Source organism: Petroclostridium sp. X23 (assembly GCF_030013905.1).
Taxonomy (GTDB): Bacteria; Bacillota; Clostridia; order SK-Y3; family SK-Y3; genus X23.
Genome location: NZ_CP124862.1, coordinates 553,301 through 575,446, shown reverse-complemented (window position 1 = coordinate 575,446; position 22,146 = coordinate 553,301). Strand labels below are relative to the sequence as shown.

Sequence of the window (22,146 nt, the reverse complement as noted above, 5' to 3'; positions counted from 1 at the left end):
ATGAAAAAGGAGGATCAAAATTCAGTAACGGTTCAAAATTTCCGAATATCACAAATATGTTCCAAATTATGCAGGATTTTTAATGATTTTGTAGAATAGTTTTTCATAACAATATTAATTAAAAGGTTATTGAAATTACTATATAGACATTGCTAGAGGGATATTTATGGACAAAAAGCTGCATCAGGGTCATCGACAACGAGTGAAAAATAGATATTTAACTGAGGGGTTGGACGCATTTGAAGACCATCAGGTTCTGGAAATGCTCCTCTTCTATTCTATACCTATGAAAGATACAAATGAACTTGCACACAAGATGATAAAAGAATTTGGATCACTAGCAGGCCTCTTTGAGGCTGACCCTAAAGATATCTGCAGACGCTGTGAAGTCAGTGAGAATGTAGCGATATTAGTGTCTTTAATACCGTCATTGGCACGCAGGTATTTTAAAGGAAAATGGGGAGATAAGCCTGTCTTAAGCAGTTCCTCTATTGCAGGAGAATATGCGGTATCTCTTTTTACAGGGCATACCTATGAAGTTTTTTATTTAATTTGCCTGGATGCGCAAAACCGGGTAAATTATGCTGCACCGGTACATGAAGGAACTATTAATGAAGCACCTGTATACCCCAGGCTAATTGTAGAGACTTCCTTACGCCATCAAGCGAATAGCGTAATACTGGCGCACAATCATCCCGGAGGAAGTTTGCGGCCTTCATCCGATGATATAGAAGTTACAAAGAAAATCAGAACAGCGTTAGAGGCAATATCGATTAAAGTATCCGACCATATTATTGTTGCGGGTGACAGGTATCTTAGTTTTGCAGAAGAAGGACTTCTTGCGAGATAGATAGAACAATATCAGTAGTTTTGGAGGGGAATTCATGTCTTGCATGGGGTATGAAGGAATACGTAAGTTTGGCACGTAGAAATCCAATAAAGTTTATTTCAAAGTCATCACCTAAGTTTTTCTATGGAAATGAGGAACTATTTTGCCTTACACCTGAGCTAGGGGAGGATATACACAATCCTGCATTTATTGCACATTTTAAGGATATTATAGACTATAGAACCAGAAAATTTTATCGGGAGAGGCTTGAAAAAAGATTAAAAGAGATAGAGGGTGTATAGCATTGAAAAGAAATACTATAAAATACGAAAAACTTGTGAGGGATAAAATTCCGGAGATTATCGAGTCCAGCGGTAAAAAAGCTATTGTGGAAGTTTTGAATGCACAAAAATATCAAAAATATCTTAATATTAAACTTAAAGAGGAAATGCAGGAATATCAGGAGAGTGACAGCGTTGAGGAATTGGCTGATCTAGTTGAAGTAATTTATGCATTATTGGATTATAAAGGTGTTACCCTTGAGCAATTTGAAAAGATACGTTATGATAAATTTGTTCAAAGAGGCGGCTTTAGAAAAAGACTATTGCTAAAGGAAGTAGAAGAATGAGTAAAGAAGTAACAACTATATTTGGATTATATGAGCAAGAGGAAGTATAGGGAGATCCTATTGCTTCCGAGACAACAGATGAGGAGACGGTTAGTGAGAAAACTTTTTCATGAGAGTGGCTGTGAACGGTGGCCATGATGGTTCTTTCGTCTTGGTTCCATTGTCTTGCAGGACATACAGTACACAAAATCTTTATGCAGTCAAATGGATGAATTATTCCTGCATTTCATTGCGGGATACTGGTAAAGTTGTTAGCAGTATATATAAATCAAAGATGCAAAAGATTCATGTGCTTAAGTTTTTCACCAATAAAATTACTGATAAGGACAGCATATCATTAGATAAAATCTTACATAATAGTACAAAATTAATCTAAATAACTTGCATTATTTCCCTTAAATAGTATATAATTATTGCGAGGAAAATTAAAAAAGTCGCCATGGTTTTTGAGTGTTGGCGCACTCAAAAACTAATGCAGGCACGAGACTGCCTACACCAACAGTAGACGTATCGCCAGATACAAGTGTATCCGATGATACGCGGCTGTCATGCGATCTTATGTTATTATACAGCATTTGACTTTTATTTTCAATAACATAAAAGCACACGTGTAGGAGAGTAGTATATTTTCTGCACGTGCGCTTTTTTAATTTTCCTCTCAGATATTTTTATTTGAGAGGAAAATATATAATGAAGAATAGCGTGAAAAAACCAATGGAATCAGTGGAGGAGCTATCTGATTTTGCTTATCGTTCGGAAAGTAATCATCGATTTAGCAGCTCTTCCACAGGAAGCGGGCAATGCATTGATAGTAATGAATTGGAAATGAAGAAAGAATCCATTAACCGACTGAGGCAGCGGTTGCATTTATTAATGATTGAACCTGAATGTAACCTAGTCAGTGAAGAAGTTTTGAGCATTAGCCGGGCGTTGGATGAACTCATTTGTGATTATCAAAAAGCATTTGGGTATTTTAAAGAATGAGAACAGCAACAGGAGCAGATGCTGAATCAAAATCAGAATAGGAGATGCTGCTATGGGAGAGAGTAGAATGGAGCATCGCAAACTATTGTTAAATGTACAAAAGCTTGATTCTTTTCTGCAGGAGTTTTCAAGATATAGTGAAGAGCAAAAGATTTATTGCGTCCGGTGCGTTGAGGATAAGTGTATGGAGAAATTGGTTCATTTTGTAAGTTTCATGATTGCGTTTGAGCGGAAACAATGATGTTGAGATGGTGTTTTATGAGAAAACGGAACTTAAAATGAATTGTACGATCATAAAGAACTTTCCAAGAAAGGCTTTGAAGAGAAGAGAAAAAGAATCCAATAAGCAACTTAAGGTAAAGGATAAGCGGATTAAGGAGCAGTAAGAGGAGCCGAGGAGGAAATGATTGCTATGAGTGCATACGATAGCATTATGAAAGGGCTAAATGAAGCTGTCCAATATGAAAAAAGAGAATTAAAGGACGTCAAGGTTAACCGCGTTAATATTGCTTCATTGCCGCATTTTTGATGAATAAAGATGTAAATTTATTGGAAAAGTATGCTACTATAAGACAGCAATAAGTTGGTAATTAGGAGAGAGCGCTGAAGTTTATAGCTGTGTTTCTGATAGGCAGTAGGCATCAATCGTATTTGATGTGGCCGTAGATATGATTGACCAGAGTCCTGCACTTAAGAGAAGAATAAAACCGATTATCTCAGTGAAAAGGTTAGTATATAAACCAACTAACAGTTTTTATCAGGTATTATCAGCTGAAGCATACACCAAACATGGCTTGAATGTTCATGCGGTAGTCTTTGATGAGCTTCACGCTCAGCCTAATAGAGACTTATTTGATGTTATGACTAAAGGTAGCGGTGATGCCAGACTTCAACCGCTATTTTTTTCTAATTACAACAGCAGGTACAGATAGAAACTCTATTTGTGGGAAGTGCATCAGAAAGCAATGGATATTATGGATGGCAGGAAAATTGATCCTACCTTTTATCCAATTATTTATGGAATTAATGACGACGATGACTGGGGCGATGAGCAGAACTGGTATAAGGCTAATCCCTCACTTGGACATACCATTGATATTGAAAAAGTTAGAAATGCATATCTTAGTGCAAAGGAAAATCCGGCTGAAGAGAATCACTTCCGGCAGTTAAGGCTTAACCAATGGGTGAAACAATCAACCCGTTGGATGCCGATGGAAAAATGGCTCGAGGGAATGGGTTTTACAGTTGTTCCGTTTGGCCAAGGTTATAAAGATATGTCACCATCTTCAAAGGAGCTAATGAAATTAACGTTGGAGAAGAGAATAGTCCATGGTGGGAATCCGGTGCTGCGTTGGATGATGGATAATATCTACATAAAAACTGACCCCGCCGGTAACATAAAGCCAGATAAAGAGAAATCTACTGAGCGCATTGATGGTGCAGTAGCCCTTATTATGGCTTTAGATAGGGCCATTAGGAATGAAAATAAGGCCAGTATTTATGATGAGAGAGGGATTCTAATAATATAAACCGAGAATTGGATTTGCAATCACTTTTAGTTATGTAAGATTATACATGGTTGTTAGTAATTCACTTTTTATACAAAGCTACTGGAATATTTGGTATAATATTCATGGGTTGATAGAATGGACATTTTAAAAGAATTTGAAAATTGGTTAATTACAACTAAGAAAAAGAAGAACGGTAATACAATGAGTAAAAGTTCAGCATATAAATATGCTCGTGCAGTGCACACGATTTCGGAAGAAATACTAAAAATACGAGCTATTGATGATAGCCTTTTTAACATTTCTTCAATATCTGAATTAGAAAGAGAGATTAAGTGTATAAAAGAAAACAATGACTTTAATATAAAAAATGATACTGGTCGTAACATGTATAGTGTGGCGCTTGAGTATTATCTTGACTTTATGAGAAATAGATTATTACAGTATTTAAACTAAAACTATATTATAAGATGTTTTGTTTTACTATATAGTAAAACAAACTAGATAAAGAAAAGTTCATAGAGAGAATCTATAGTATAGCAATTGATGGGGCAATCAGGAGCAAGAAAAAGACTTGTGTATATGATAAAAGAGGAATATTAGTATTGTAGATTTTATAAAATGAATAGAATGATTGACGATGTGGTATAATTATGGCACGATAAAACCATAGAAAGGAGCTGGTTAATATGCCTCAGATCATTCCTATTCGAGATTTAAAAAACACAAGCCAGATCTCACAAATGTGCCATGCATGTGATGAACCGATTTTTATAACGAAAAACGGTTATGGAGATATGGTTATCATGAGCATGGAAATGTATGAAGAGAAGATGTTTATGCTTGATGTGTATAGCAAGCTTATTGCAGCCGAGGAGCAATTGAAAGAAGGCAAAGTGCTCGATGGAGACGCTTCTTTAAAAAGCATAAGAGAGAAATACAATGTATAAATTGATTATTTCAGAGTTTGCGCACCAAGATTTAGACAAAATCGTTTCATACATTGCCGTGCAGTTAGCCAATCCAATAGCAGCAGGTGATTTCCTTGATGAAGTTGATAAATGTTATGGACATCTAAAAAGTAATCCGATGACATATGCCAAATGTCAAGATAAGCGGTTGGAAAAGGAAGGTTACCGAAAGGCGTTGATTAAGAATTATGTACTTGTATATAAAATCAATGAAAATATTCAAATCAAATGTATCTGCCTCACATTTATTTTATCAGTTTAAGCTTTGCAATATCGTTCATATTTTTGCTGGATATATATTCTACAGCTACAATATCTTCATGCATAGTCTTTATATCACTAATAACGGTGTCAAGTTTTTCATTGGTTTCAGTGCGGAATTCTGTTAAATCAGCAGTTTGGTTAAAAATAGCTTTGGTCATTTGCTTTAAATCTTTGACATCACCTTTTATTTCTTCCTGTCCTCCTTCTAATTTTGTTACCTTTGCTTTAACCTCTCTCAACTCACTTAGAATTTCCTTTAACATTTTCTCCATTTCAATTCTTCCTTTGGTTTTATCTTATATTTTACCTTGTTTTCTAACACTGCAACAGGAGTACTACTATAAAAGTCATTACCTTCAATGTGAATAATTTCGCGCTGCGGCGTTTTAAGTTGCATTTCATAGCTTAAGTCTCTATTGATGTATATATTGTAATTCCCATCACTATCTGGAACAGTTGTTCCTCTAACTGTTAGCGGTAGTTTAATGAGCCTCACAATTTTATCCATGGTGTTTAGTCCCCCTTTAGTGCCTCTATTATTTTTACGGCTTTTTCTATATCTTCTTTAGTAGCGTTTTTTGATACGCTGAATAACATTTTCATTTCTGGGCGTTTGTGGAGTTGTTCCAGGATTTCGGTTATTTCCGGATCTGTTGTAATGCTCAAATTATTATCTTTTTTATCAATAGAGCTCATTAAATCTCTATAACTTTCCACAAACTCTTTACCATATTGTTCTTCCATAACATTTACAACTACATACTTTTTATCTTCTATTTGTTTTTCCAATAACACATCTAGAGGCACGTCTAAAGCTTGTGATAGTAATGCCAATTTTTCTGCTGAAGGTTCTCGTTGCCCATTCTCAATATAATCTATATATGATTTAGATACTCCAGCTATTTCTGAGAACTTTTTAGAAGATAGCTTTAAACCTTTTCTTTTTTTCCTTATATATTCTCCTAGTTTTTTACCCTTTTTTCCACCTCGTTTTTACTACTAACAGTAATAATTATAATTTAATTACTACAAAAAGCAAAGGAATTTCAAGAAATTTATCACTATAAGAACAGAAGCAAAACGTGCTGGTATTTCTCCGCGTGATTATCTTATCGCATCTCAAAAATTTGCTGCACAGTTTGGGATTATTATTTATCCCAAGTCTTTCACCATATCAGTATACTTTGTTTCCTAATGAGAAGTCATAATAGGGTTTCTTTAGATAAGTATTAAAAAGATGGGTGAATAGATGAGGCAATTAAGTCTTGGAGAAATAGCAAGGATTATGAACAAATGGCTTAGATTCGCAAAACGTATGAATATTGAGCCTGGACTTGCCGTGAAAGTATTAGCAATGCATCTAGAATCATTAGGAGAAAAGCTTCCAGATAGTCTTGTGTATTATAACGGAGAGCAAAAAGAAAACAAAACAGAAAGTTAACAGCAAAAGAAAGTGAGGTTATCAGTAATGACTCTTGAACAACTCGAAAAAGAAAAGCCATTAACAGTATCTGTTCCTGTTGCAGCTAAGATTATGGGTGTAACACCATTATTTTTACGACATGCCTTGAAGCACTTACCGATTTACAAACATAATATTTGCTCCTGAAAAAGTCTTTGATTACCAAGCCCTTCCAATGTATCTCTAGTAAATCTACAATGTCCTTTATTAAATCTGCTTTAACATGACTTTGGTGAGCTATTTTTCAAGTTAATACGTATAAATAGTAAAATCATAAAAACTGAGAGGTGAAAATATGTTGAAAGAAGATATTGAAAAATTAAAAAAAGAGCCTCAGTTTGTGGCAAAGATTAAAGAAGCTAAAACAGAATCTGAACTATTTTCTATTATAAAAGAAACTGGTTGTGAGATCAATCAAAAAGAGTGGAAAGAATTTGTATCATCTACTCAAAATACTGGTGAATTATCAGACGAAGAGCTTGGCCAAGTAGTTGGTGGAAGTTTATTTGGTGATTTAAGGGCATACTTCCTTTGTAGCAGAAATCCTACATACATATGTTACGAGTGTTCAAAATATGAAACCTACCGCGACGGAGAGTGGTGGTACTATAAGTGCAATTGCGGACATTACTTTTATAAAAAAAAATCTGAGTATGTATGGCTGGGTGATTGAGTAATCTATCCTTTATACTGGTTATTATCTGAATAGTAAAAACCTTTTTGTCATTTGGAGATAAGTTTTTTTTGCGTGAGCCTTATTCGAGAAGTAAGATAAGGCTCATTTTCGTCGCTATTTCATAGAAAGCATTCCGCTGAACAATAAAGGAAAGGAGATCCCGGGTTCCAAAGGAGCTGAAGGAAGGGAATTTATCAATCTTCTCTTCAAATTAGAAGATGAGATAAAGGAATGTCATATGATGAAAAGAAAGAGAAGCGTCAGGAGGCATCACGTACCATCCTAGATGTCTTTTGGTCGTGGGTTGAAGAAACATCTGCTCTTTCTACTACAAATGAGAACCTGACAAAAGCTCTGAATTATGCCAAGAACCAGAAGAAATATCTTGAGACATTTCTAGAAGACGGAAGACTTCCCATCTCCAACAATTCTATACGAGGCAAATATCAAACCCTATGCCACGGCAAGAAGAGCTTGGCTTTTTGCTGACACTTCCAGGGGAGCAACTGCCAATGCGATCCTCTACACCTTGGTGGAATCTGCCAAAGCAAACGCTTTAGATGTGTATGAGTATCTAAAATATATCCTTGAAGCAATACCTGATACAGATTTTAAAAACCATCCAGAACTTCTGGACAAGTACCTGCCCTGGTCAAAGGAATTGCCAGAAGAATGAAGGCTGAATCAAAAACATAAAAAGTGCTTCCAAAAATGATAGTATTAGCTTACCACAATAAATATAACGCCACTATACGTCATCTTTTGAAGCACTTACGATTTTTGTTCCCCCTGCGGTTTCTTATACTCACAATATTATTGGTGTTTTGACTGTGAATGGAAAATGGATCTTACATATCATAGCATGGAGAATGGCAACGGTGCAGAAAAAAATTTCTTTGATAGAGGTATTAAAAACCTCATATTGTAGGCCAGACGCAAAGATGCAGAACTTAAAAGAGAAAAATGAAATAACAGCAAGTAAAATCAAGCAGTAATCGCTCTATTTCTTTATAATAAATGTAGGGTGGTTGAAACGAGGTGAACGGACGAATGTACGAATGGCAGAAGCAAATTCAAATAATCGTTGATGAAATTGACAAATGTATTAAAAATTATAATGATGAAGCCTTGACACTACGCTTTCTTTCTCGCAGGCTGGGTTATTCTGAATTTTATACAACGAGAAAATTCAAAGAAATATCGGGTATGCAATTTAGGGATTATCTGCGGCATAGAAAATTAGCCTTTGCACTAAAAGAGGTTCGGGATAGTGAAAAAAGCCTTTTAGATATTGCTTTTGATTATGGTTTTTCATCACATGAAGCTTTTACCAGAGCTTTTAAGGGAACATATGGTGTAACTCCAAGTGAATACCGAAAAAAGCCTAAGCCTGTCGTTCTTCGTACAAAAATAAACCCTTTCGACCGCTACTTTTTAGGATTGGGAGAGATTGGGATGATGAAATCTACAGATAATGTTAAAATTTATTTTGTAACAATTCCCGCACACAAATTTTTGCACATTAAAAACTATGAGAGTAATGGGTATTGGGATTTTTGGCAAAAGCAAAGTCTTATTTCGGGACAGGACTGCGAAACAATTTGCGGATTACTCGATAGTATCAAGGGCAAATTGGATGACGATGGTGGGAGCGAATCTAACGGCGGCAGCGGTCAGATTATGGCGTACATTAATGACCCGGACGGCAGACTTTGCGATTGGGGTATGCCACGTACAGAGTGTTATGGTGTACGACTTCCTTTTGATTATAAAGGCGAAGTACCACCACAGATGCTTATGATTGATGTTCCTCAAGCCGAATATATTGTTTTTGAGCATGGGCCCTTCGATTATGAGCAGGAAAACCGTAGTGTGGAGGAAAAGATTGAAAAGGCAATGGCAACTTTTGATTTTTCAGGCACTGGTTACTGCTTTGATACTTCCCCCGGTAGAATAATTTACTTTTATTTTAATCCGGAACGGTATTTTAAGTATATCAGACCAGTGCGGAAGTAAATAAAATCGACTGCCTATCCACTATTGTTTCTAACGAGAAAACCAAACAGGAAATAACAAATTCCAAGTTATAGGACAGATTAACTTCTCACTTATGTTTATTAGTAGAAAAGTTTATAATTCTTCTATAAAACTATCATCTACTTTAATAAAATTTCCTGATAAATCTAAAAAATCTTGATCTATACTTCTTACAATTACTCTCCCTTTTTTACTTTTAGTGCATTTTTCCTTATAGTGTCTTTGCGTATACTTTGCAATGATCGGTCTTATGCAGTTAGCACGGTTCCATACCATTCTGAATACAATATAAGTAAGACGATTTTCAAGTTAGGTATCAGGGTCAAGTTTGCCGCATTTGTCTGTTATACAAAATTTGAATGTGTTGGGAGATGAATTGTAGAAATGCTGTTAACAAATAAAAACGAAGTAATATACACAACGGTCACAACCACTAGCTATTTACCTCGAGCTATGATCATGGCTAAATCAGTCAAAGAGCATATGTCTAATTGTAAAGTTATAGCCTGTATTGTTGAAGATAAAATGCCTGATAAAACAAAGAGTTTAGACACTTACTTCGATGATGTTATTCTCGCAAAAAATCTAGGATTTCCGAATTTTGAACAATTTGTTTTTCAATATAATCAAGCCCAGGCTTCTTGTGCTTGCAAGGCTCAGCTTCTGCTGTATTTATTAGAAAGATATAAAGATCATAACTACTTTGTTTTCCTCGATGCGGACACCAAAGTGTTTGGACCATTCAATGAATTATTGGATTATTTAGAAAGGAAGGATATAATGCTTTCCCCGCACTTTGTTCACTTAAACAAGGATAGACCCTTAAGTCATTTACATGTAATTCATTTATCCGGCATATTTAATACAGGGCTCTTTGCAATAAAAAGGGGCAATGAATCTTATAAGTTTCTTCATTGGTGGGCAGATATTCTCTTGAAATTTTGTTATACAGATAAGGAAAAGGGCCTGTTTAATGAACAAAAATGGTTAGATCTTGCTCCAGGACAGTTTGAGTTTTGTATCCAAAATGACCCTGGATATAATGTTGGTCTATGGAACTTCCATGAAAGGCTTTTCACACTAAACGACAACCAAGAATATATGGTAAATGAGAAGCCGTTGCGTCTGTTTCACTTTTCGGGGATATATAATAGTCTTTTTGATAAAAAAATGAAGAAGACAGATCATAATCAGATGCAGCTAATTGATAACTTAAAAACTGAATATATGCAAGAATTGGTAAAAGTAGATAAGAACTTATTAAGAGAAACACCTTGGAGTTATGATTACTTTGTTACTGGCCATCCAATTCATAAGGAATCCAGGAAAATCTTCAGAGAAAAACCAGAGCTTTTTAATCATATTGGCAACCCATTTTTAAAAGACAACAAATTTTTCTTATCATCGTTAGAGCCTGAACAAAAAGCAAAGAATTCGAAAAAAGCCAATGAACAAAACAAGAAAAAAGACAGTAAAAAGATGAAGCAGAAAAAATAGAAATAAGCAGCAGGTCTCTATCAGACCTGCTATTAATATTACCTAGCAAACATAAGTAAGAAAAAGGATATTTCTTAAGTATATCATCAATGATTAGCTTAATAACGATGACATTAAACTCTTCATAAGGAGGATCTAAGCGATGTATGATTATTTAATAGTGGGTGCAGGACCCGCTGGGTGTGTAATAGCTGAACGTATTGCTGCTATTTTAGATAAAAGTGTATTAATCGTAGAAATCCGTAATCACATTGGTGGTAATGCCTATGACTATTATGATCAACATGGAATCTTGATTCATAAATATGGACCTCATATATTTCATACAAACAGTAAAGTTGTTTTTGATTATTTATCGCAATTTACAGCATGGCATTTATTTGAATTAAGAGTTGCCGCTAATGTGGACGGTCAAAAGGTACCTATTCCAATTAATTTAGATACAATCAACGAGCTCTATGGCTTAAATTTTAGTGAAACAGATTTGATAAAATTCTTTGAGTTGGCAGCTGAACCGGTAGATTCTGTCACCAACTCGGAAGATGTTGTAATTAGTAAGATTGGCAAAGATTTATATAGCAAGTTTTTTAAAAACTATACAAAGAAGCAATGGGATTTGTGGCCGGATGAACTAGATCCTTCTGTTTGTGCGAGAATCCCTACTAGGACGAATAGGGATTCTCGTTATTTTACAGATAAATATCAAGTTATGCCAAAAGAAGGTTATACAGAGTTGTTTAGAAAAATGATTAATCATCCAAACATACATTTAATGCTTCAAACAGATTATAGAGCGATTGAACAAGTAATTCCGTATAAAAGATTAATATATACCGGTTGCATTGATGCTTACTTTAACTACAAATTTGGCAAACTCCCATATCGATCTTTAACCTTTTCGTTTGAAACTTTTGACCTTGAGTACTATCAAAATACAGCCATTGTTAATTATCCTAATGAGTATGATTTTACCCGAATAACTGAGTTTAAGCATATGACTAGACAAATGCATCCAAAAACAACATTGTCATATGAGTACCCTGCGGCTGTTGGTCAACCTTATTATCCTATTCCAAGAGATGAAAATACAAAAATCTATAATAAATATAAGGCTGAAGCAGATAAATTAAAGAATGTTTGGTTTGTTGGAAGGTTAGGAACTTATAAGTATTACAACATGGATCAGGTTGTAACTCAAGCATTAAACCTTTTTGAAAGTCTAAAATCACTTGAAAATATTTGAGCACGCTTATGTCGTTTGATTATATTGTGGCGGATATATTAAAGGGACAGGTGCATTTGCATCATAGAATCCGGTTGCCACATCTCCGACTGTCCATATAGCGTGGCCTACAAAATAAGTAATTGGAGTAACTACAAAATTAACGATGCTTTCGTTTCTATCGACTACAGTTATTAGCTTATAGCAACCAGCCGTTTGTCCGTTTCCTGTCAAAAAATCACTTTTTCATATGCCGCGCGGCTTATTTTTTGTGGAAAAAAGAATATAATAGTTAGTTTACTGAAATTATAAAAGAGAATCTAATTATATATTTGGAGAGTGTTATTTTGAAAAAGTTAAAGAAATATGTAAAATATACGATTATCGGAATGGTTACCGGACTATGCAACGGTTTATTTGGTTCGGGCGGAGGCACCATAGCTGTTCCCGCCATGGAAATCGTTCTGGATGTAGAAGAACATAGAGCGCATGCCACTGCGCTGGCCATCATTCTTCCTTTAACACTGGTGAGTGTGTTTTTTTACATCCGTAATGATTATGTAAATTGGGATTTAACATGGCAAGTGGCAATTGGCGGTGTGATCGGCGGATATGTCGGGGCCAGGATCCTAAAAAATATTCCCTCTAATGTTTTGCGTAAGATTTTTGGTATATTTATGATTGTTGCCGCCATAAGGATGGTGATATAATATGCTTATCGCAGTGCTTGCCGGTTTTGCCTCAGGCATTATCAGCGGAATGGGGATAGGCGGTGGAACCATACTCATTCCTGTGTTGGTGTTTGTCTTACATATTGACCAGCATATCGCGCAAAGTATTAATCTTTTGTATTTTATACCGACAGCGATAATCGCTCTGATTGTGCATATAAAGAATAAGAGAATAGACTTTAAACTTGCGATGACTATCGTAGTGTTCGGAATATTGGGTGCGGTACTTGGTTCGCATTTTGCTGTATCATTGCCTTCAGGATTATTAAAAAAAATGTTTGGTATTTTTTTATTTTCAATGGGTATTTACGAAACATTTAGAAAACCTCCAGCAGTTAAAAAAGCTGAATGAGAGATGTTTTGTGAAAAGATTGACGGAATATTCTATTTGATATATAATCTGTTATAAATGTTTCCAAATCGGAGATGATATTATTATTCAGGAGGGGTAATATGGAGAGAGTATATAATTTTTCGGCAGGTCCATCGATGCTTCCGGAGTCGGTTCTGGTAAAGGCTCAGAAAGAATTGGTGCAATACGGCAATTCAGGAATGTCTGTAATGGAGATGAGTCACCGTTCCAGCCATTTTGAAGAAATAATAGATGCTACAGAAAAACTGCTCCGTGAAGTAATGAAGATTCCGGACAATTACAAAGTGTTATTTTTACAAGGCGGCGCTTCCAGTCAATTTTCAATGATTCCGATGAATTTATTGACAAAAAGCAAGAAAGCAGATTACGTAGTTACAGGAGAGTTTGCGAAGAAAGCATATAAGGAAGCTTTACGTTACGGTACCATTAATAAAGTTGCCTCTTCGGAAGATGCAGGGTTTAATTATATACCTGAATTGGATCCGGCGAAGTTTGACAAGGATGCGGATTACTTTTACATTACAACAAACAATACCATCTATGGTACACGGTTTACTGAACTGCCGGATACGGGCAATGTTCCTCTTGTGGCAGATATGTCGTCCAATATCCTTGCAGAGGCATACGATATATCAAAATTCGGATTGATTTATGCCGGTGCGCAAAAAAATATGGGACCCGCAGGGCTTACGGTCGTTATTATACGTGAGGATCTGATCAGTGATACCTTGGAAATGACACCCACCATGTTCAGTTATAAGACGCATGCAGATGCCGGTTCAATGTATAATACACCGCCAACTTACAGTATCTATATCTGCAAACTTGTGTTAGAGTGGCTGAAAGATTTAGGCGGAATATCTGAGATGGAGAAAATCAATATTGAAAAAGCCCAAATACTATATGACTATTTGGATGCTTCAGCGATGTTTAAAGGAACTACAGTGCAAAAAGACCGCTCTATTATGAATATTCCTTTTGTATGTCCATCAGAAGAATTAAATGCAAAATTTATTAAAGAAGCAGCCGCAAATGGTTTCGTGAATTTGAAAGGACACCGCTCGGTAGGTGGTATGCGCGCCAGTATTTATAACGCGATGCCTACGGAAGGACTTAGTAAGTTGGTTGAGTTTATGAAGAAATTTGAGATTGAGAATAGATAAGAAGAGGTGGGATTGGTGTATAATATCAGAACATTAAATAAGATATCGGAAACAGGGGTATCGCTTCTGGATAAGAATACATACAGTGTTGCGGATGAAGTGAATAATCCTGACGGTATACTGGTAAGAAGCGCTTCCATGCATGATATGGAGCTGGCGAAGGATTTAAAAGCAATAGGAAGAGCAGGGGCCGGTGTGAATAATATTCCTATTCAAAAATGCTCCGAAAACGGAATCGTTGTTTTTAATACTCCCGGTGCTAATGCAAATGCCGTAAAAGAACTTACAATAGCTGCTTTGCTGCTTTCTTCACGTAAGATCGTTGATGGTATTCAGTGGGCAAAATCATTGATCGGAAAAGGGAAGGACATCCCTAAAATCGTTGAAAAGGGGAAGTCCGATTTTGCAGGACCGGAGATTGAAGGAAAAAGGCTTGGGGTGATTGGTTTGGGAGCCATTGGGGTGATGGTTGCCAATGCTGCAAAATCATTAGGGATGGAAGTAGAAGGCTTTGACCCGTATATCTCAGTTGATGCAGCTTGGGGACTTTCCAGAAGTGTGAAAAAAGCTTCGGATTTCAAGTCGCTTCTTGAGAATGCCGATTATATTACACTGCATGTCCCATTAACCGATGAAACAAAAGGATTGCTAAATGCAGACAAATTTGCGCTGATGAAAAAGGGAGCCCGCTTATTGAATTTTTCAAGAGGGGAACTGGTAAATAATAAAGACCTAAAAGAAGCTATTGAAAGTGGAACAGTAAGTACTTATATCGCTGATTTTCCTGATGAGGACTTGCTTCAAATGGAAAATGTTATCGCTATCCCGCACTTAGGCGCATCTACTCCTGAGTCAGAGGAGAATTGCGCGGTCATGGCGGTAAGTCAATTGAAAGAATTCCTGGAAAACGGCAATATAACGAATTCAGTGAATTTTCCAACTTGTGAGATGGTAAGGGCAACAGACTATCGTATTACGGTTGCTCACAAGAACGTACCTAATATGGTAGCACAGATATCCACAGTCCTATCTAAAATAAATATTGCGAATATGTTAAACAAGAGCAAGGGGAATTTTGCCTATACGATGCTGGATGTTGAAAGCGATGTCCCTGAGGAAATGATTGCTCAACTGGAGCAAATAGAAGGTGTGCTTAGGGTAAGAGTAATATAGAAGATAAAAAAATCGGCCGGTAATCCGGCCGATTTTTTTATCTGAATTTATTCATAACAAGCCCTGTGACAAGCTTAGGATAGAAGTAGGTCGATTTTTGCGGCATTTTTTCATTTGCCAGTGAAACATCTTTTATCTCAAATACTTTTGTCGCATTTAGCAGAAAAGAACATTGGAAGCTTCCGTTTTTTATCCACTCAATCGCCTCAAGGGGATTCCTTGTATAAGTCAAATTCTTTTGGTTTGCCATGTTTTCTTTATCAATACCTAGTATCTTTTCCAATATGACGGTATGCAGCACGCTCACGTCAAGATTTCTATAAGCTAATGATTGATCAGGCAGCATTTTTGACATGATATCGGAATTTTTGAGTGTTAATAGATAATAATAATTCTCTCCGGTATATAATGCGAAAACCTTGTCCTTATTTCTCTTAGTCAATTCTTGCTCAATGACTTCACTCAGATGATTCTGAGACGGTTCAGCCATGATTTTTTCAACATGGAAGTCTTCTTGCAGTTTTTCGGCAAGACTGTTTTCGTCAAATCCGGCAATATCCTTTATCAATCTGTGTGTAGGGAAGACAACAAGGCCCGGGTCATCCATATCCACTAACATCATCATCACATAATTGAACAAGTCATCTTGAGAATAATCAGGGTTTTCTTCCCTTAATTTATTTCTGAAATTAAGGGCTGTTTCATACCTGTGATGACCGTCAGCAATAAAAAGCTGCTTATCTTTCAAAATACCGCGAACTTCATTAATCACTGATGATTCGGTTATAATCCACAGATTCTGAATGATATTCTCGGTGGATGTGAATGTAATGTCCGGTGCTGCTTTAGAGATATCATCAATAATCGCACCAATTTTTCTTTCAGGGTCAAGGTATAAAGAGAAAATTTGGCTGAAATTGCTGTAAGTGGTTGACATCAGGTTAAAACGGTCGGTTTTCGCTTTAGATAGAGTTTCTTCATGAGGCAGCACAATGCCCTTTGAGAACTCTTCTAATTCGACTAAACCTATGAATCCTTTGAATGATTTAGTCACTCCGTTTTTAAGCGTAAATATTTGTTCATAAAGATATAAAGCAGGCTCCGATTCAAAAACTAAAGTCTGGTCTTTTAGCCAACTTTCCAATGTAGAAGCGGCTCTTGTATATTTGTTATTTGTTTCGTTATCTCCTTCAAGCTCCTTAGATAACTCAAGACGAATTACGTTATTTGGGTGCGTATTATAATATTCTTCTTGTGCAGAAGGGGATATTATATCATAAGGAGGAGTAGTTACATTACTTAAATCGCTTATTTTTTCGTTATTGTAACGCAGTCCTTTAAAAGGAATGAAGTTTGCCATATTAATCACCTCTCAGAAAATCTCCATGCAATTTTATATCATAATTTCTTTATAGTCAAGTAGATTGCTCTAATCAAAGATTATATGAATCTAAGCATATGAATTTAAATAAACATTCATTCACATAATAATATTATTAATAAAAATCAACTGGAAATGGAGCAGGTATATGCTGAGGTTTAGTACAATGATCGGGCTGCCGGTAATAAGCGTACAATCCGGTGAAAAAATAGCCATTGTAAAAGATATTATTTTTGATACGCAAATAAAAAAAATTCTTGCCCTAGCAGTCCATTGTAAAAAGGTGATATTCAATCATAGAATCATTTTAATGGAGAATATCATCAATATAGGTACAAGTGCGGTACTGATCAAAAACAGTGATGGATTAATATCATATGATGTGTTGTCGCAATCACGATTTAAAAATGCAAAAAAATATATGGAGGAATTTATTGGGACACCTGTCTATAGCAATAATGGAATGAACATCGGCGATATTCAAGACATATCTTTTGACTGGGAGATTGGTTCCTTAGAAGAATTGCAAGTATCCGACGGCATCGTGCAGGATATCATAGAGGGTCTAAAAATTATACCTGTTGCTGAATCAATACAATTGGAACAGGGAATAGTAATGATAGATCAACAAAATATCAATGACTTAAAATATAGCGGCAAAGGAATAAAAAGATTATTAGCGAAAGGAAGTAAAGATGATGAGAGGAAATAATTTTACTAGAGGATTGATTACAGGGACGATCGTGGGAGCGACAGTAGCTATGATGATGAATCCTATGGAAGAGAGAGATAGAAAAAGGTTAAAAAGAAAAAGCGGACACCTTATGAGATCGATGGGAGAGGTAATTGGCGAGGTTCTTGAAGAGGTTATGGATATGAGACGTTAATTTTGCTACTGTTAGAAATAACTGAGAAAGTCCGATTTAGCACATAGAAGGAGTGAAGCGTGGGGACGGACCTACTGCTGCGCTTGTTTTTTAGGGAAGCAGTAGGTCCGTCCCCACGCTTTGCGACTGACAAATCAAGCACTTTATCAGCGGTTTCACGCTGTGCTTATGTCGATAAAACAAATAAATACATAGGGTGTAAAAAATGAAATCTGTTTTACAAAAAAAATATTTACTGTATGCTGTTGTAATCATTGCCGCTGTGTTGCTGGTTTTTTTCATCTATACGATACGTAAGCCATTGATGGAGTTGCTAAGCCCTGTTTTTTTTGCACTGTTAATTACCTATCTATTGAATCCTTTGGTGAATCTCCTTGAAGATAGAAAAATACCCAGAGGGATAGGAATCGCTTTTGTATATTTGTTTGTAGCGGTAGTCATGGGTGCCGTACTGGTATTTATCATCCCTCAATTGGTTAGAAGTATAAAGGATTTAACGCAAACAATACCCATATATTTTGAAAGATATAATATCTTATTCTATGAGTTTGTAATTAGATACCAGCACAGTGATCTGCCTATACGTATTAAAGAAATACTGGATCAGAACATATATCATATGCAGGAATCTCTTGTTGAAACACTACAAACCGTCGTAGAGCTTATTACCGGGGCCTTTTCTTTTTTGTTCGATTTTATTTTAGGGGTTGTTATCGCATTTTATATGACCAAGGATATCGTTAGATTCAAAAAAGTTTTGCAATCATTGGTTCCTAGAAAGGTAAGAGCATGGGTTCTGTTCTTGGTCAAAGACATTGATGTTGTATTATCAGGCTTTATACGCGGGCAGCTGTTGGTTGCAGCAATGCTAAGTATGATTACGGCCGTCGGATTGTGGATATTGGGAATCAAATACTCTTTAATATTAGGGATTATTGCAGGATTGCTGGATATCATCCCTTACTTTGGTCCGATTTTAGGTGTAGTCCCTGCTGTGATTATTGCGTTTATAGATCATCCCGTTAGCGTGATATGGGTTGTGTTGTTGTATGTAATCATACAACAAATAGAAGGTGCCGTGTTATCGCCCAGGATTGTCGGAAGTAGAGTAGGGCTGCATCCTGTAGTTATTATTATAGCGGTACTTGCGGGTGGGAAATTTTTCGGATTCATTGGCCTGTTGCTTGCTGTTCCTGTAACGGGGATCATTAAAGTAATAGGAAGCAGAATCATAAAAAGTATAGTATAATAAAATTGTTCTGATGCACTTGCATAATATTTGTGATTGTGAATTGACAACTAACACATGATTATATATAATATCGCATAGGAATAATGACAGTAAAAATATGATGACGGAGAGTAGTACATTAATGAACGCATTCAGAGAGAGAATCCTGGGCTGAAAGATTCTTTGCCGGGGTTAATGGAAGCAGCTCCCGAGTATCGATATCGAAATGGAGTAGATATTGACGTATGGCTGCGTTAAAGCGTATAGAGTGGTTGAGGACAAGCATGCCTCAATAACTAGGGTGGTACCGCGTGAATAACTCTCGTCCCTATTGTTTTAATAGAGACGGGGGTTTTTATTTTTTTAGAAATATTGTATATAAATGTTATAGTGAGAGGATGGAAAAGATGCAGAAGTTAGGGTTAAATGAAATAAGAGAAAGATATTTAAGTTTTTTTGAAAGCAAGGATCATTTGAGAATGCCTAGTTTTCCATTGGTACCTCAGAATGACCCGAGTATTCTGTTGATCAATGCAGGGATGACACCGTTAAAACCATATTTTACAGGCAAAGAAGTGCCACCCAGAAAGAGGGTTACTACCTGTCAAAAATGCATACGTACGCCGGATATTGAGCGCGTAGGAAAAACGGCTCGTCACGGTACGTTTTTCGAAATGTTAGGAAATTTTTCTTTCGGAGATTACTTTAAAAAAGAAGCAACAGCATGGGCATGGGAATTTATAACCCAAGATTTAAAACTTCCGATAGACAAGCTGTGGGTAAGTATATATCTGGAAGATGATGAAGCCTTTGAAATATGGACAAAAGAAGTAGGCGTACCCGAGGATAGAATTGTGCGGATGGGTAAAGAAGATAATTTCTGGGAACACGGTACCGGTCCGTGCGGCCCATGTTCGGAGATATACTTCGATAGAGGTCCGGAAGCCGGGTGTGATGATCCGAACTGTAAAGTAGGATGCGATTGCGACCGTTTCGTAGAGTTCTGGAATCTTGTATTTACTCAGTTTGACAAAGATGACCAAGGAAACTATCATCCTCTGCCTAGACCAAACATAGACACCGGAATGGGATTGGAAAGACTGGCGGCTATTATGCAGGGAGTAGGGTCTTTATTTGAAGTAGACACGGTAAAGAATATCATGGAGCATGTCAGTAAAGTTGCCGGAGTGAGATATAAGGATAGCGCCAAAACCGATGTGTCTCTTCGTGTTATCACCGATCATATCCGCAGCACTACTTTCATGGTTTCGGATGGAATCCTGCCTTCCAACGAAGGAAGAGGATATGTGTTGAGAAGGCTGCTTAGAAGAGCGGCACGTCACGGTAAGTTGCTTGGTGTTGAGAAACCGTTTTTGCATGACGTAGCTGAGACAGTTATCACAGAATCAAAAGAAGCATATCCTGAGCTGGAAGAGAAACGTGAATATATTAAAAAAGTGATCAAGGTAGAAGAAGAAAGATTTGACGAAACCATCGATCAAGGTTTGAATATTCTGAATCAATATATAGGTGAACTGAAAGAAAATAATCAAAAGGTCCTCAGTGGCGAAAAAGCCTTTAAATTGTATGACACCTATGGATTCCCGGTGGATTTGACAATAGAAATATTAGCCGAGCAGAATATGGAAATTGATGAAGACGGTTTTAATAAAGAGATGAATGAACAAAGAGAAAGAGCCAGAGCGGCTCGTCAAGACTCGGATACGGCTGCTTGGGGAGGAGACGCTTTCTCGACCCTGGATCAAAATGTAAGTACCCAATTTATTGGATACTTTGAATTTGCATCTATATCTGCCGTATTAGCTATTGTAAAAGATGATAAAGAAGTTGATAAGGCATCCGAGGGAGAACAGGTAAAAATCATTCTGGACAAAACACCGTTTTATGGTGAAAGCGGCGGACAGCTTGGTGATATCGGAACCTTAGAAAGTGATACTGTCAAAATCAAAGTGTTGGATTGCAAAAAACAAGGGGAAGGAAAATACATCCACATTTGCGAGATAGAATCGGGTGAAGTAAAAAAAGGTGCAGAATTGAAAGCGGTGATAGATCTAGAGAGAAGACAATCCATTTCTAGAAATCACTCAGCTACCCATTTGCTGCAAAAAGCTTTGCGTAACGTTTTAGGTGAGCATGTAGCTCAGGCCGGTTCCCTTGTTACACCTGAAAGATTGAGATTTGACTTCTCTCATTATTCCGGCATGACCAAAGAAGAACTTGAAAAGGTAGAAAATGAAGTGAATAAAGTAATACTCGATAGTATTCCTGTGGAAGCTAAAGAAATGTCCATTGAAGAAGCAAAAAAAATGGGTGCTACCGCATTGTTTGGCGAAAAATACGGAAATATCGTAAGACTTGTCAAAATGGGCGACTACAGCCTTGAACTATGTGGAGGCTGCCATATAAATGCTACCAGCCAAGTAGGTACATTTAAAATATTAAGTGAAGGCGGAGTAGCCGCCGGCGTAAGAAGAATCGAAGCTGTTACCGGATTGGAAGCACTTAAGGTTTACAAAGAAAATGAGCAGGCATTGAATGAAGTGGCGGCTGTTCTTAAGAGCGGTGCTGCAGATGTAGTGAAAAAAGCGGAAACGGTGGTCAGTGATTTAAAAGCTGCGCAAAAGGAAATAGAAAGTCTAAGAAGCAAGCTGGCTAGCGGAGCGGCAGATGATATTCTTTCTAAAACGGTTGAAGTGAAAGGTGTTAAAGTAATCACCGCCAGAATGGACGATCTGGATATGGATGGCCTGAGAAATATGGGAGATACGCTGAAAGATAAGCTGGGTTCCGGTGTGGTAGTACTTGCGACCGGGAAAGATGGAAAAGTAAACTTCATTACAACAGCTACAAAAGATGTGGTCGGTAAAGGAATACATGCCGGCAATATCATCAGGGAAGTTGCTAAGACCGCAGGCGGCGGTGGTGGCGGACGCCCGGATATGGCACAGGCCGGCGGAAAAGATGTAAGCAAGATTGACCAGGCATTGAGTATTGTTGTAGAACTTGTAGAAAAGCAGGTAAATGATTAGTTCACGGTTCACAGAAATGTTGTACGAGAATATGTGAGATTTCCGAACTGTAGCGGAGTATTGAAGCATAAACGATGGA

General features: G+C 36.8%; 28 protein-coding genes, 1 pseudogene and 1 other annotated feature. Of the genes and pseudogenes, 25 read left to right on the top strand and 4 right to left on the bottom strand.

Annotated elements, in window-relative coordinates:
• Positions 1-166 precede the first annotated feature (166 nt).
• From radC to QKW49_RS02730, 9 genes and pseudogenes are all read left to right on the top strand, one after another.
• Positions 167-850, top strand: coding sequence for a DNA repair protein RadC (gene radC, locus QKW49_RS02770; protein ID WP_282866070.1), 684 nt, complete (start codon positions 167-169; stop codon positions 848-850).
• A gap of 50 nt (positions 851-900) precedes the next feature.
• Complete coding sequence (locus QKW49_RS02765) at positions 901-1,131, top strand: hypothetical protein (RefSeq protein ID WP_282866069.1); 231 nt, start codon at positions 901-903, stop codon at positions 1,129-1,131.
• Between the two features lie 2 nt (positions 1,132-1,133).
• A complete protein-coding gene (locus QKW49_RS02760) occupies positions 1,134-1,457 on the top strand; it encodes a nucleoside triphosphate pyrophosphohydrolase (RefSeq protein WP_282866068.1) in 324 nt (107 codons plus the stop codon).
• Positions 1,458-2,147: 690 nt separating this feature from the next.
• Positions 2,148-2,441 carry an aspartyl-phosphate phosphatase Spo0E family protein gene (locus tag QKW49_RS02755; RefSeq protein ID WP_282866067.1) on the top strand — a complete coding sequence of 98 codons (294 nt, stop codon included), beginning with the start codon at positions 2,148-2,150 and terminating at the stop codon, positions 2,439-2,441.
• 52 nt (positions 2,442-2,493) lie between these two features.
• Positions 2,494-2,682 carry a hypothetical protein gene (locus QKW49_RS02750; RefSeq protein ID WP_282866065.1) on the top strand — a complete coding sequence of 63 codons (189 nt, stop codon included), beginning with the start codon at positions 2,494-2,496 and terminating at the stop codon, positions 2,680-2,682.
• Between the two features lie 361 nt (positions 2,683-3,043).
• Positions 3,044-3,970 (top strand): annotated as a pseudogene (locus QKW49_RS02745) (terminase TerL endonuclease subunit); the annotation flags it as partial.
• 117 nt (positions 3,971-4,087) lie between these two features.
• Positions 4,088-4,405, top strand: coding sequence for a hypothetical protein (locus QKW49_RS02740; RefSeq protein WP_282866064.1), 318 nt, complete (start codon positions 4,088-4,090; stop codon positions 4,403-4,405).
• 233 nt (positions 4,406-4,638) lie between these two features.
• Positions 4,639-4,899: a type II toxin-antitoxin system prevent-host-death family antitoxin gene (locus QKW49_RS02735; protein WP_282866063.1), complete on the top strand. Its 261-nt coding sequence runs from the start codon at positions 4,639-4,641 to the stop codon at positions 4,897-4,899.
• Positions 4,892-5,182, top strand: a complete 291-nt coding sequence (locus tag QKW49_RS02730) for a type II toxin-antitoxin system RelE/ParE family toxin (RefSeq protein ID WP_282866062.1) — start codon at positions 4,892-4,894, stop codon at positions 5,180-5,182. Before QKW49_RS02735 ends, QKW49_RS02730 begins: the two co-directional genes overlap by 8 nt.
• Here the strand turns inward: QKW49_RS02730 and QKW49_RS02725 are convergent.
• Genes QKW49_RS02725 through QKW49_RS02715 form a run of 3 tightly spaced genes read right to left on the bottom strand, consistent with a single transcriptional unit; the run spans position 5,166 to position 6,138 of the window.
• A complete protein-coding gene (locus QKW49_RS02725) occupies positions 5,166-5,456 on the bottom strand; it encodes a hypothetical protein (protein WP_282866061.1) in 291 nt (96 codons plus the stop codon). The genes QKW49_RS02730 and QKW49_RS02725 overlap by 17 nt on opposite strands.
• Positions 5,441-5,692: a hypothetical protein gene (locus tag QKW49_RS02720; RefSeq protein WP_282866060.1), complete on the bottom strand. Its 252-nt coding sequence runs from the start codon at positions 5,690-5,692 to the stop codon at positions 5,441-5,443. The genes QKW49_RS02725 and QKW49_RS02720 overlap by 16 nt, the downstream gene beginning before the upstream one ends.
• A gap of 5 nt (positions 5,693-5,697) precedes the next feature.
• Positions 5,698-6,138 carry a helix-turn-helix transcriptional regulator gene (locus tag QKW49_RS02715; RefSeq protein WP_282868045.1) on the bottom strand — a complete coding sequence of 147 codons (441 nt, stop codon included), beginning with the start codon at positions 6,136-6,138 and terminating at the stop codon, positions 5,698-5,700.
• A gap of 295 nt (positions 6,139-6,433) precedes the next feature.
• Between QKW49_RS02715 and QKW49_RS02710 the strand changes: the two genes are divergently transcribed.
• From QKW49_RS02710 to QKW49_RS02655, 12 genes are all read left to right on the top strand, one after another.
• Positions 6,434-6,625: a hypothetical protein gene (locus QKW49_RS02710; RefSeq protein WP_282866059.1), complete on the top strand. Its 192-nt coding sequence runs from the start codon at positions 6,434-6,436 to the stop codon at positions 6,623-6,625.
• A 316-nt stretch (positions 6,626-6,941) separates the two neighbouring features.
• Positions 6,942-7,319, top strand: coding sequence for a Nif11-like leader peptide family RiPP precursor (locus tag QKW49_RS02705; RefSeq protein WP_282866058.1), 378 nt, complete (start codon positions 6,942-6,944; stop codon positions 7,317-7,319).
• A gap of 234 nt (positions 7,320-7,553) precedes the next feature.
• Positions 7,554-7,811 (top strand): transposase, encoded by a 258-nt coding sequence (locus QKW49_RS02700; protein WP_282866057.1) that lies wholly within the window; start codon positions 7,554-7,556, stop codon positions 7,809-7,811.
• 43 nt (positions 7,812-7,854) lie between these two features.
• Positions 7,855-7,998, top strand: a complete 144-nt coding sequence (locus tag QKW49_RS02695; RefSeq protein WP_282866056.1) for a transposase domain-containing protein — start codon at positions 7,855-7,857, stop codon at positions 7,996-7,998.
• Positions 7,999-8,152: 154 nt separating this feature from the next.
• The gene (locus tag QKW49_RS02690; protein ID WP_282866055.1) at positions 8,153-8,317 is read left to right on the top strand and encodes a hypothetical protein; all 165 of its coding nucleotides are present in this window, start codon (positions 8,153-8,155) and stop codon (positions 8,315-8,317) included.
• 55 nt (positions 8,318-8,372) lie between these two features.
• Complete coding sequence (locus QKW49_RS02685) at positions 8,373-9,338, top strand: response regulator transcription factor (RefSeq protein ID WP_282868044.1); 966 nt, start codon at positions 8,373-8,375, stop codon at positions 9,336-9,338.
• Positions 9,339-9,818: 480 nt separating this feature from the next.
• Positions 9,819-10,856, top strand: coding sequence for a hypothetical protein (locus QKW49_RS02680; RefSeq protein WP_282866054.1), 1,038 nt, complete (start codon positions 9,819-9,821; stop codon positions 10,854-10,856).
• 142 nt (positions 10,857-10,998) lie between these two features.
• Entirely contained in the window at positions 10,999-12,099 is a 1,101-nt protein-coding gene (glf, locus tag QKW49_RS02675) for a UDP-galactopyranose mutase (RefSeq protein WP_282866053.1), read from the top strand.
• A gap of 326 nt (positions 12,100-12,425) precedes the next feature.
• Positions 12,426-12,788 carry a sulfite exporter TauE/SafE family protein gene (locus QKW49_RS02670; RefSeq protein ID WP_282866052.1) on the top strand — a complete coding sequence of 121 codons (363 nt, stop codon included), beginning with the start codon at positions 12,426-12,428 and terminating at the stop codon, positions 12,786-12,788.
• A gap of 1 nt (position 12,789) precedes the next feature.
• Positions 12,790-13,161, top strand: coding sequence for a sulfite exporter TauE/SafE family protein (locus QKW49_RS02665; protein WP_282866051.1), 372 nt, complete (start codon positions 12,790-12,792; stop codon positions 13,159-13,161).
• A 101-nt stretch (positions 13,162-13,262) separates the two neighbouring features.
• Positions 13,263-14,345, top strand: a complete 1,083-nt coding sequence (gene serC, locus QKW49_RS02660) for a 3-phosphoserine/phosphohydroxythreonine transaminase (RefSeq protein ID WP_282866050.1) — start codon at positions 13,263-13,265, stop codon at positions 14,343-14,345.
• A 15-nt stretch (positions 14,346-14,360) separates the two neighbouring features.
• Positions 14,361-15,518 (top strand): phosphoglycerate dehydrogenase, encoded by a 1,158-nt coding sequence (locus tag QKW49_RS02655; RefSeq protein WP_282866049.1) that lies wholly within the window; start codon positions 14,361-14,363, stop codon positions 15,516-15,518.
• Positions 15,519-15,555: 37 nt separating this feature from the next.
• Here the strand turns inward: QKW49_RS02655 and QKW49_RS02650 are convergent, their stop codons facing one another.
• Positions 15,556-16,878, bottom strand: a complete 1,323-nt coding sequence (locus tag QKW49_RS02650) for a DUF1015 domain-containing protein (protein ID WP_282866048.1) — start codon at positions 16,876-16,878, stop codon at positions 15,556-15,558.
• Positions 16,879-17,047: 169 nt separating this feature from the next.
• On the opposite strand from QKW49_RS02650, the gene QKW49_RS02645 reads away from it, so the two are divergent.
• The 4 genes from QKW49_RS02645 to alaS all read left to right on the top strand — a co-directional run bounded on the left by QKW49_RS02645 (position 17,048) and on the right by alaS (position 22,067).
• Positions 17,048-17,611: a PRC-barrel domain-containing protein gene (locus tag QKW49_RS02645; RefSeq protein ID WP_282866047.1), complete on the top strand. Its 564-nt coding sequence runs from the start codon at positions 17,048-17,050 to the stop codon at positions 17,609-17,611.
• Positions 17,595-17,786 (top strand): YtxH domain-containing protein, encoded by a 192-nt coding sequence (locus tag QKW49_RS02640; RefSeq protein ID WP_282866046.1) that lies wholly within the window; start codon positions 17,595-17,597, stop codon positions 17,784-17,786. Before QKW49_RS02645 ends, QKW49_RS02640 begins: the two co-directional genes overlap by 17 nt.
• A gap of 205 nt (positions 17,787-17,991) precedes the next feature.
• A complete protein-coding gene (locus QKW49_RS02635; RefSeq protein ID WP_282866045.1) occupies positions 17,992-19,035 on the top strand; it encodes an AI-2E family transporter in 1,044 nt (347 codons plus the stop codon).
• Between the two features lie 94 nt (positions 19,036-19,129).
• Positions 19,130-19,350: a binding site (T-box leader), on the top strand.
• 74 nt (positions 19,351-19,424) lie between these two features.
• Positions 19,425-22,067, top strand: coding sequence for an alanine--tRNA ligase (alaS, locus tag QKW49_RS02630; protein ID WP_282866044.1), 2,643 nt, complete (start codon positions 19,425-19,427; stop codon positions 22,065-22,067).
• Positions 22,068-22,146 lie beyond the last annotated feature (79 nt).

Excerpts from the sequence above, each read along its gene's own strand:
- QKW49_RS02725 (WP_282866061.1), bottom strand. The coding sequence starts at position 5,456 with ATGGAGAAAATGTTAAAGGAAATTCTAAGTGAGTTGAGAGAGGTTAAA.
- alaS (WP_282866044.1), top strand. The coding sequence starts at position 19,425 with ATGCAGAAGTTAGGGTTAAATGAAATAAGAGAAAGATATTTAAGTTTT.
- QKW49_RS02650 (WP_282866048.1), bottom strand. The coding sequence starts at position 16,878 with ATGGCAAACTTCATTCCTTTTAAAGGACTGCGTTACAATAACGAAAAA.
- QKW49_RS02720 (WP_282866060.1), bottom strand. The coding sequence starts at position 5,692 with ATGGATAAAATTGTGAGGCTCATTAAACTACCGCTAACAGTTAGAGGA.
- QKW49_RS02645 (WP_282866047.1), top strand. The coding sequence starts at position 17,048 with ATGCTGAGGTTTAGTACAATGATCGGGCTGCCGGTAATAAGCGTACAA.
- QKW49_RS02705 (WP_282866058.1), top strand. The coding sequence starts at position 6,942 with ATGTTGAAAGAAGATATTGAAAAATTAAAAAAAGAGCCTCAGTTTGTG.
- QKW49_RS02640 (WP_282866046.1), top strand. The coding sequence starts at position 17,595 with ATGATGAGAGGAAATAATTTTACTAGAGGATTGATTACAGGGACGATC.
- QKW49_RS02635 (WP_282866045.1), top strand. The coding sequence starts at position 17,992 with ATGAAATCTGTTTTACAAAAAAAATATTTACTGTATGCTGTTGTAATC.
- QKW49_RS02685 (WP_282868044.1), top strand. The coding sequence starts at position 8,373 with ATGTACGAATGGCAGAAGCAAATTCAAATAATCGTTGATGAAATTGAC.
- QKW49_RS02665 (WP_282866051.1), top strand. The coding sequence starts at position 12,790 with ATGCTTATCGCAGTGCTTGCCGGTTTTGCCTCAGGCATTATCAGCGGA.
- radC (WP_282866070.1), top strand. The coding sequence starts at position 167 with ATGGACAAAAAGCTGCATCAGGGTCATCGACAACGAGTGAAAAATAGA.
- QKW49_RS02750 (WP_282866065.1), top strand. The coding sequence starts at position 2,494 with ATGGGAGAGAGTAGAATGGAGCATCGCAAACTATTGTTAAATGTACAA.
- QKW49_RS02740 (WP_282866064.1), top strand. The coding sequence starts at position 4,088 with ATGGACATTTTAAAAGAATTTGAAAATTGGTTAATTACAACTAAGAAA.
- QKW49_RS02755 (WP_282866067.1), top strand. The coding sequence starts at position 2,148 with ATGAAGAATAGCGTGAAAAAACCAATGGAATCAGTGGAGGAGCTATCT.
- QKW49_RS02735 (WP_282866063.1), top strand. The coding sequence starts at position 4,639 with ATGCCTCAGATCATTCCTATTCGAGATTTAAAAAACACAAGCCAGATC.
- QKW49_RS02710 (WP_282866059.1), top strand. The coding sequence starts at position 6,434 with ATGAGGCAATTAAGTCTTGGAGAAATAGCAAGGATTATGAACAAATGG.
- QKW49_RS02700 (WP_282866057.1), top strand. The coding sequence starts at position 7,554 with ATGTCATATGATGAAAAGAAAGAGAAGCGTCAGGAGGCATCACGTACC.
- QKW49_RS02730 (WP_282866062.1), top strand. The coding sequence starts at position 4,892 with ATGTATAAATTGATTATTTCAGAGTTTGCGCACCAAGATTTAGACAAA.
- serC (WP_282866050.1), top strand. The coding sequence starts at position 13,263 with ATGGAGAGAGTATATAATTTTTCGGCAGGTCCATCGATGCTTCCGGAG.
- glf (WP_282866053.1), top strand. The coding sequence starts at position 10,999 with ATGTATGATTATTTAATAGTGGGTGCAGGACCCGCTGGGTGTGTAATA.
- QKW49_RS02680 (WP_282866054.1), top strand. The coding sequence starts at position 9,819 with ATGGCTAAATCAGTCAAAGAGCATATGTCTAATTGTAAAGTTATAGCC.
- QKW49_RS02765 (WP_282866069.1), top strand. The coding sequence starts at position 901 with ATGAAGGAATACGTAAGTTTGGCACGTAGAAATCCAATAAAGTTTATT.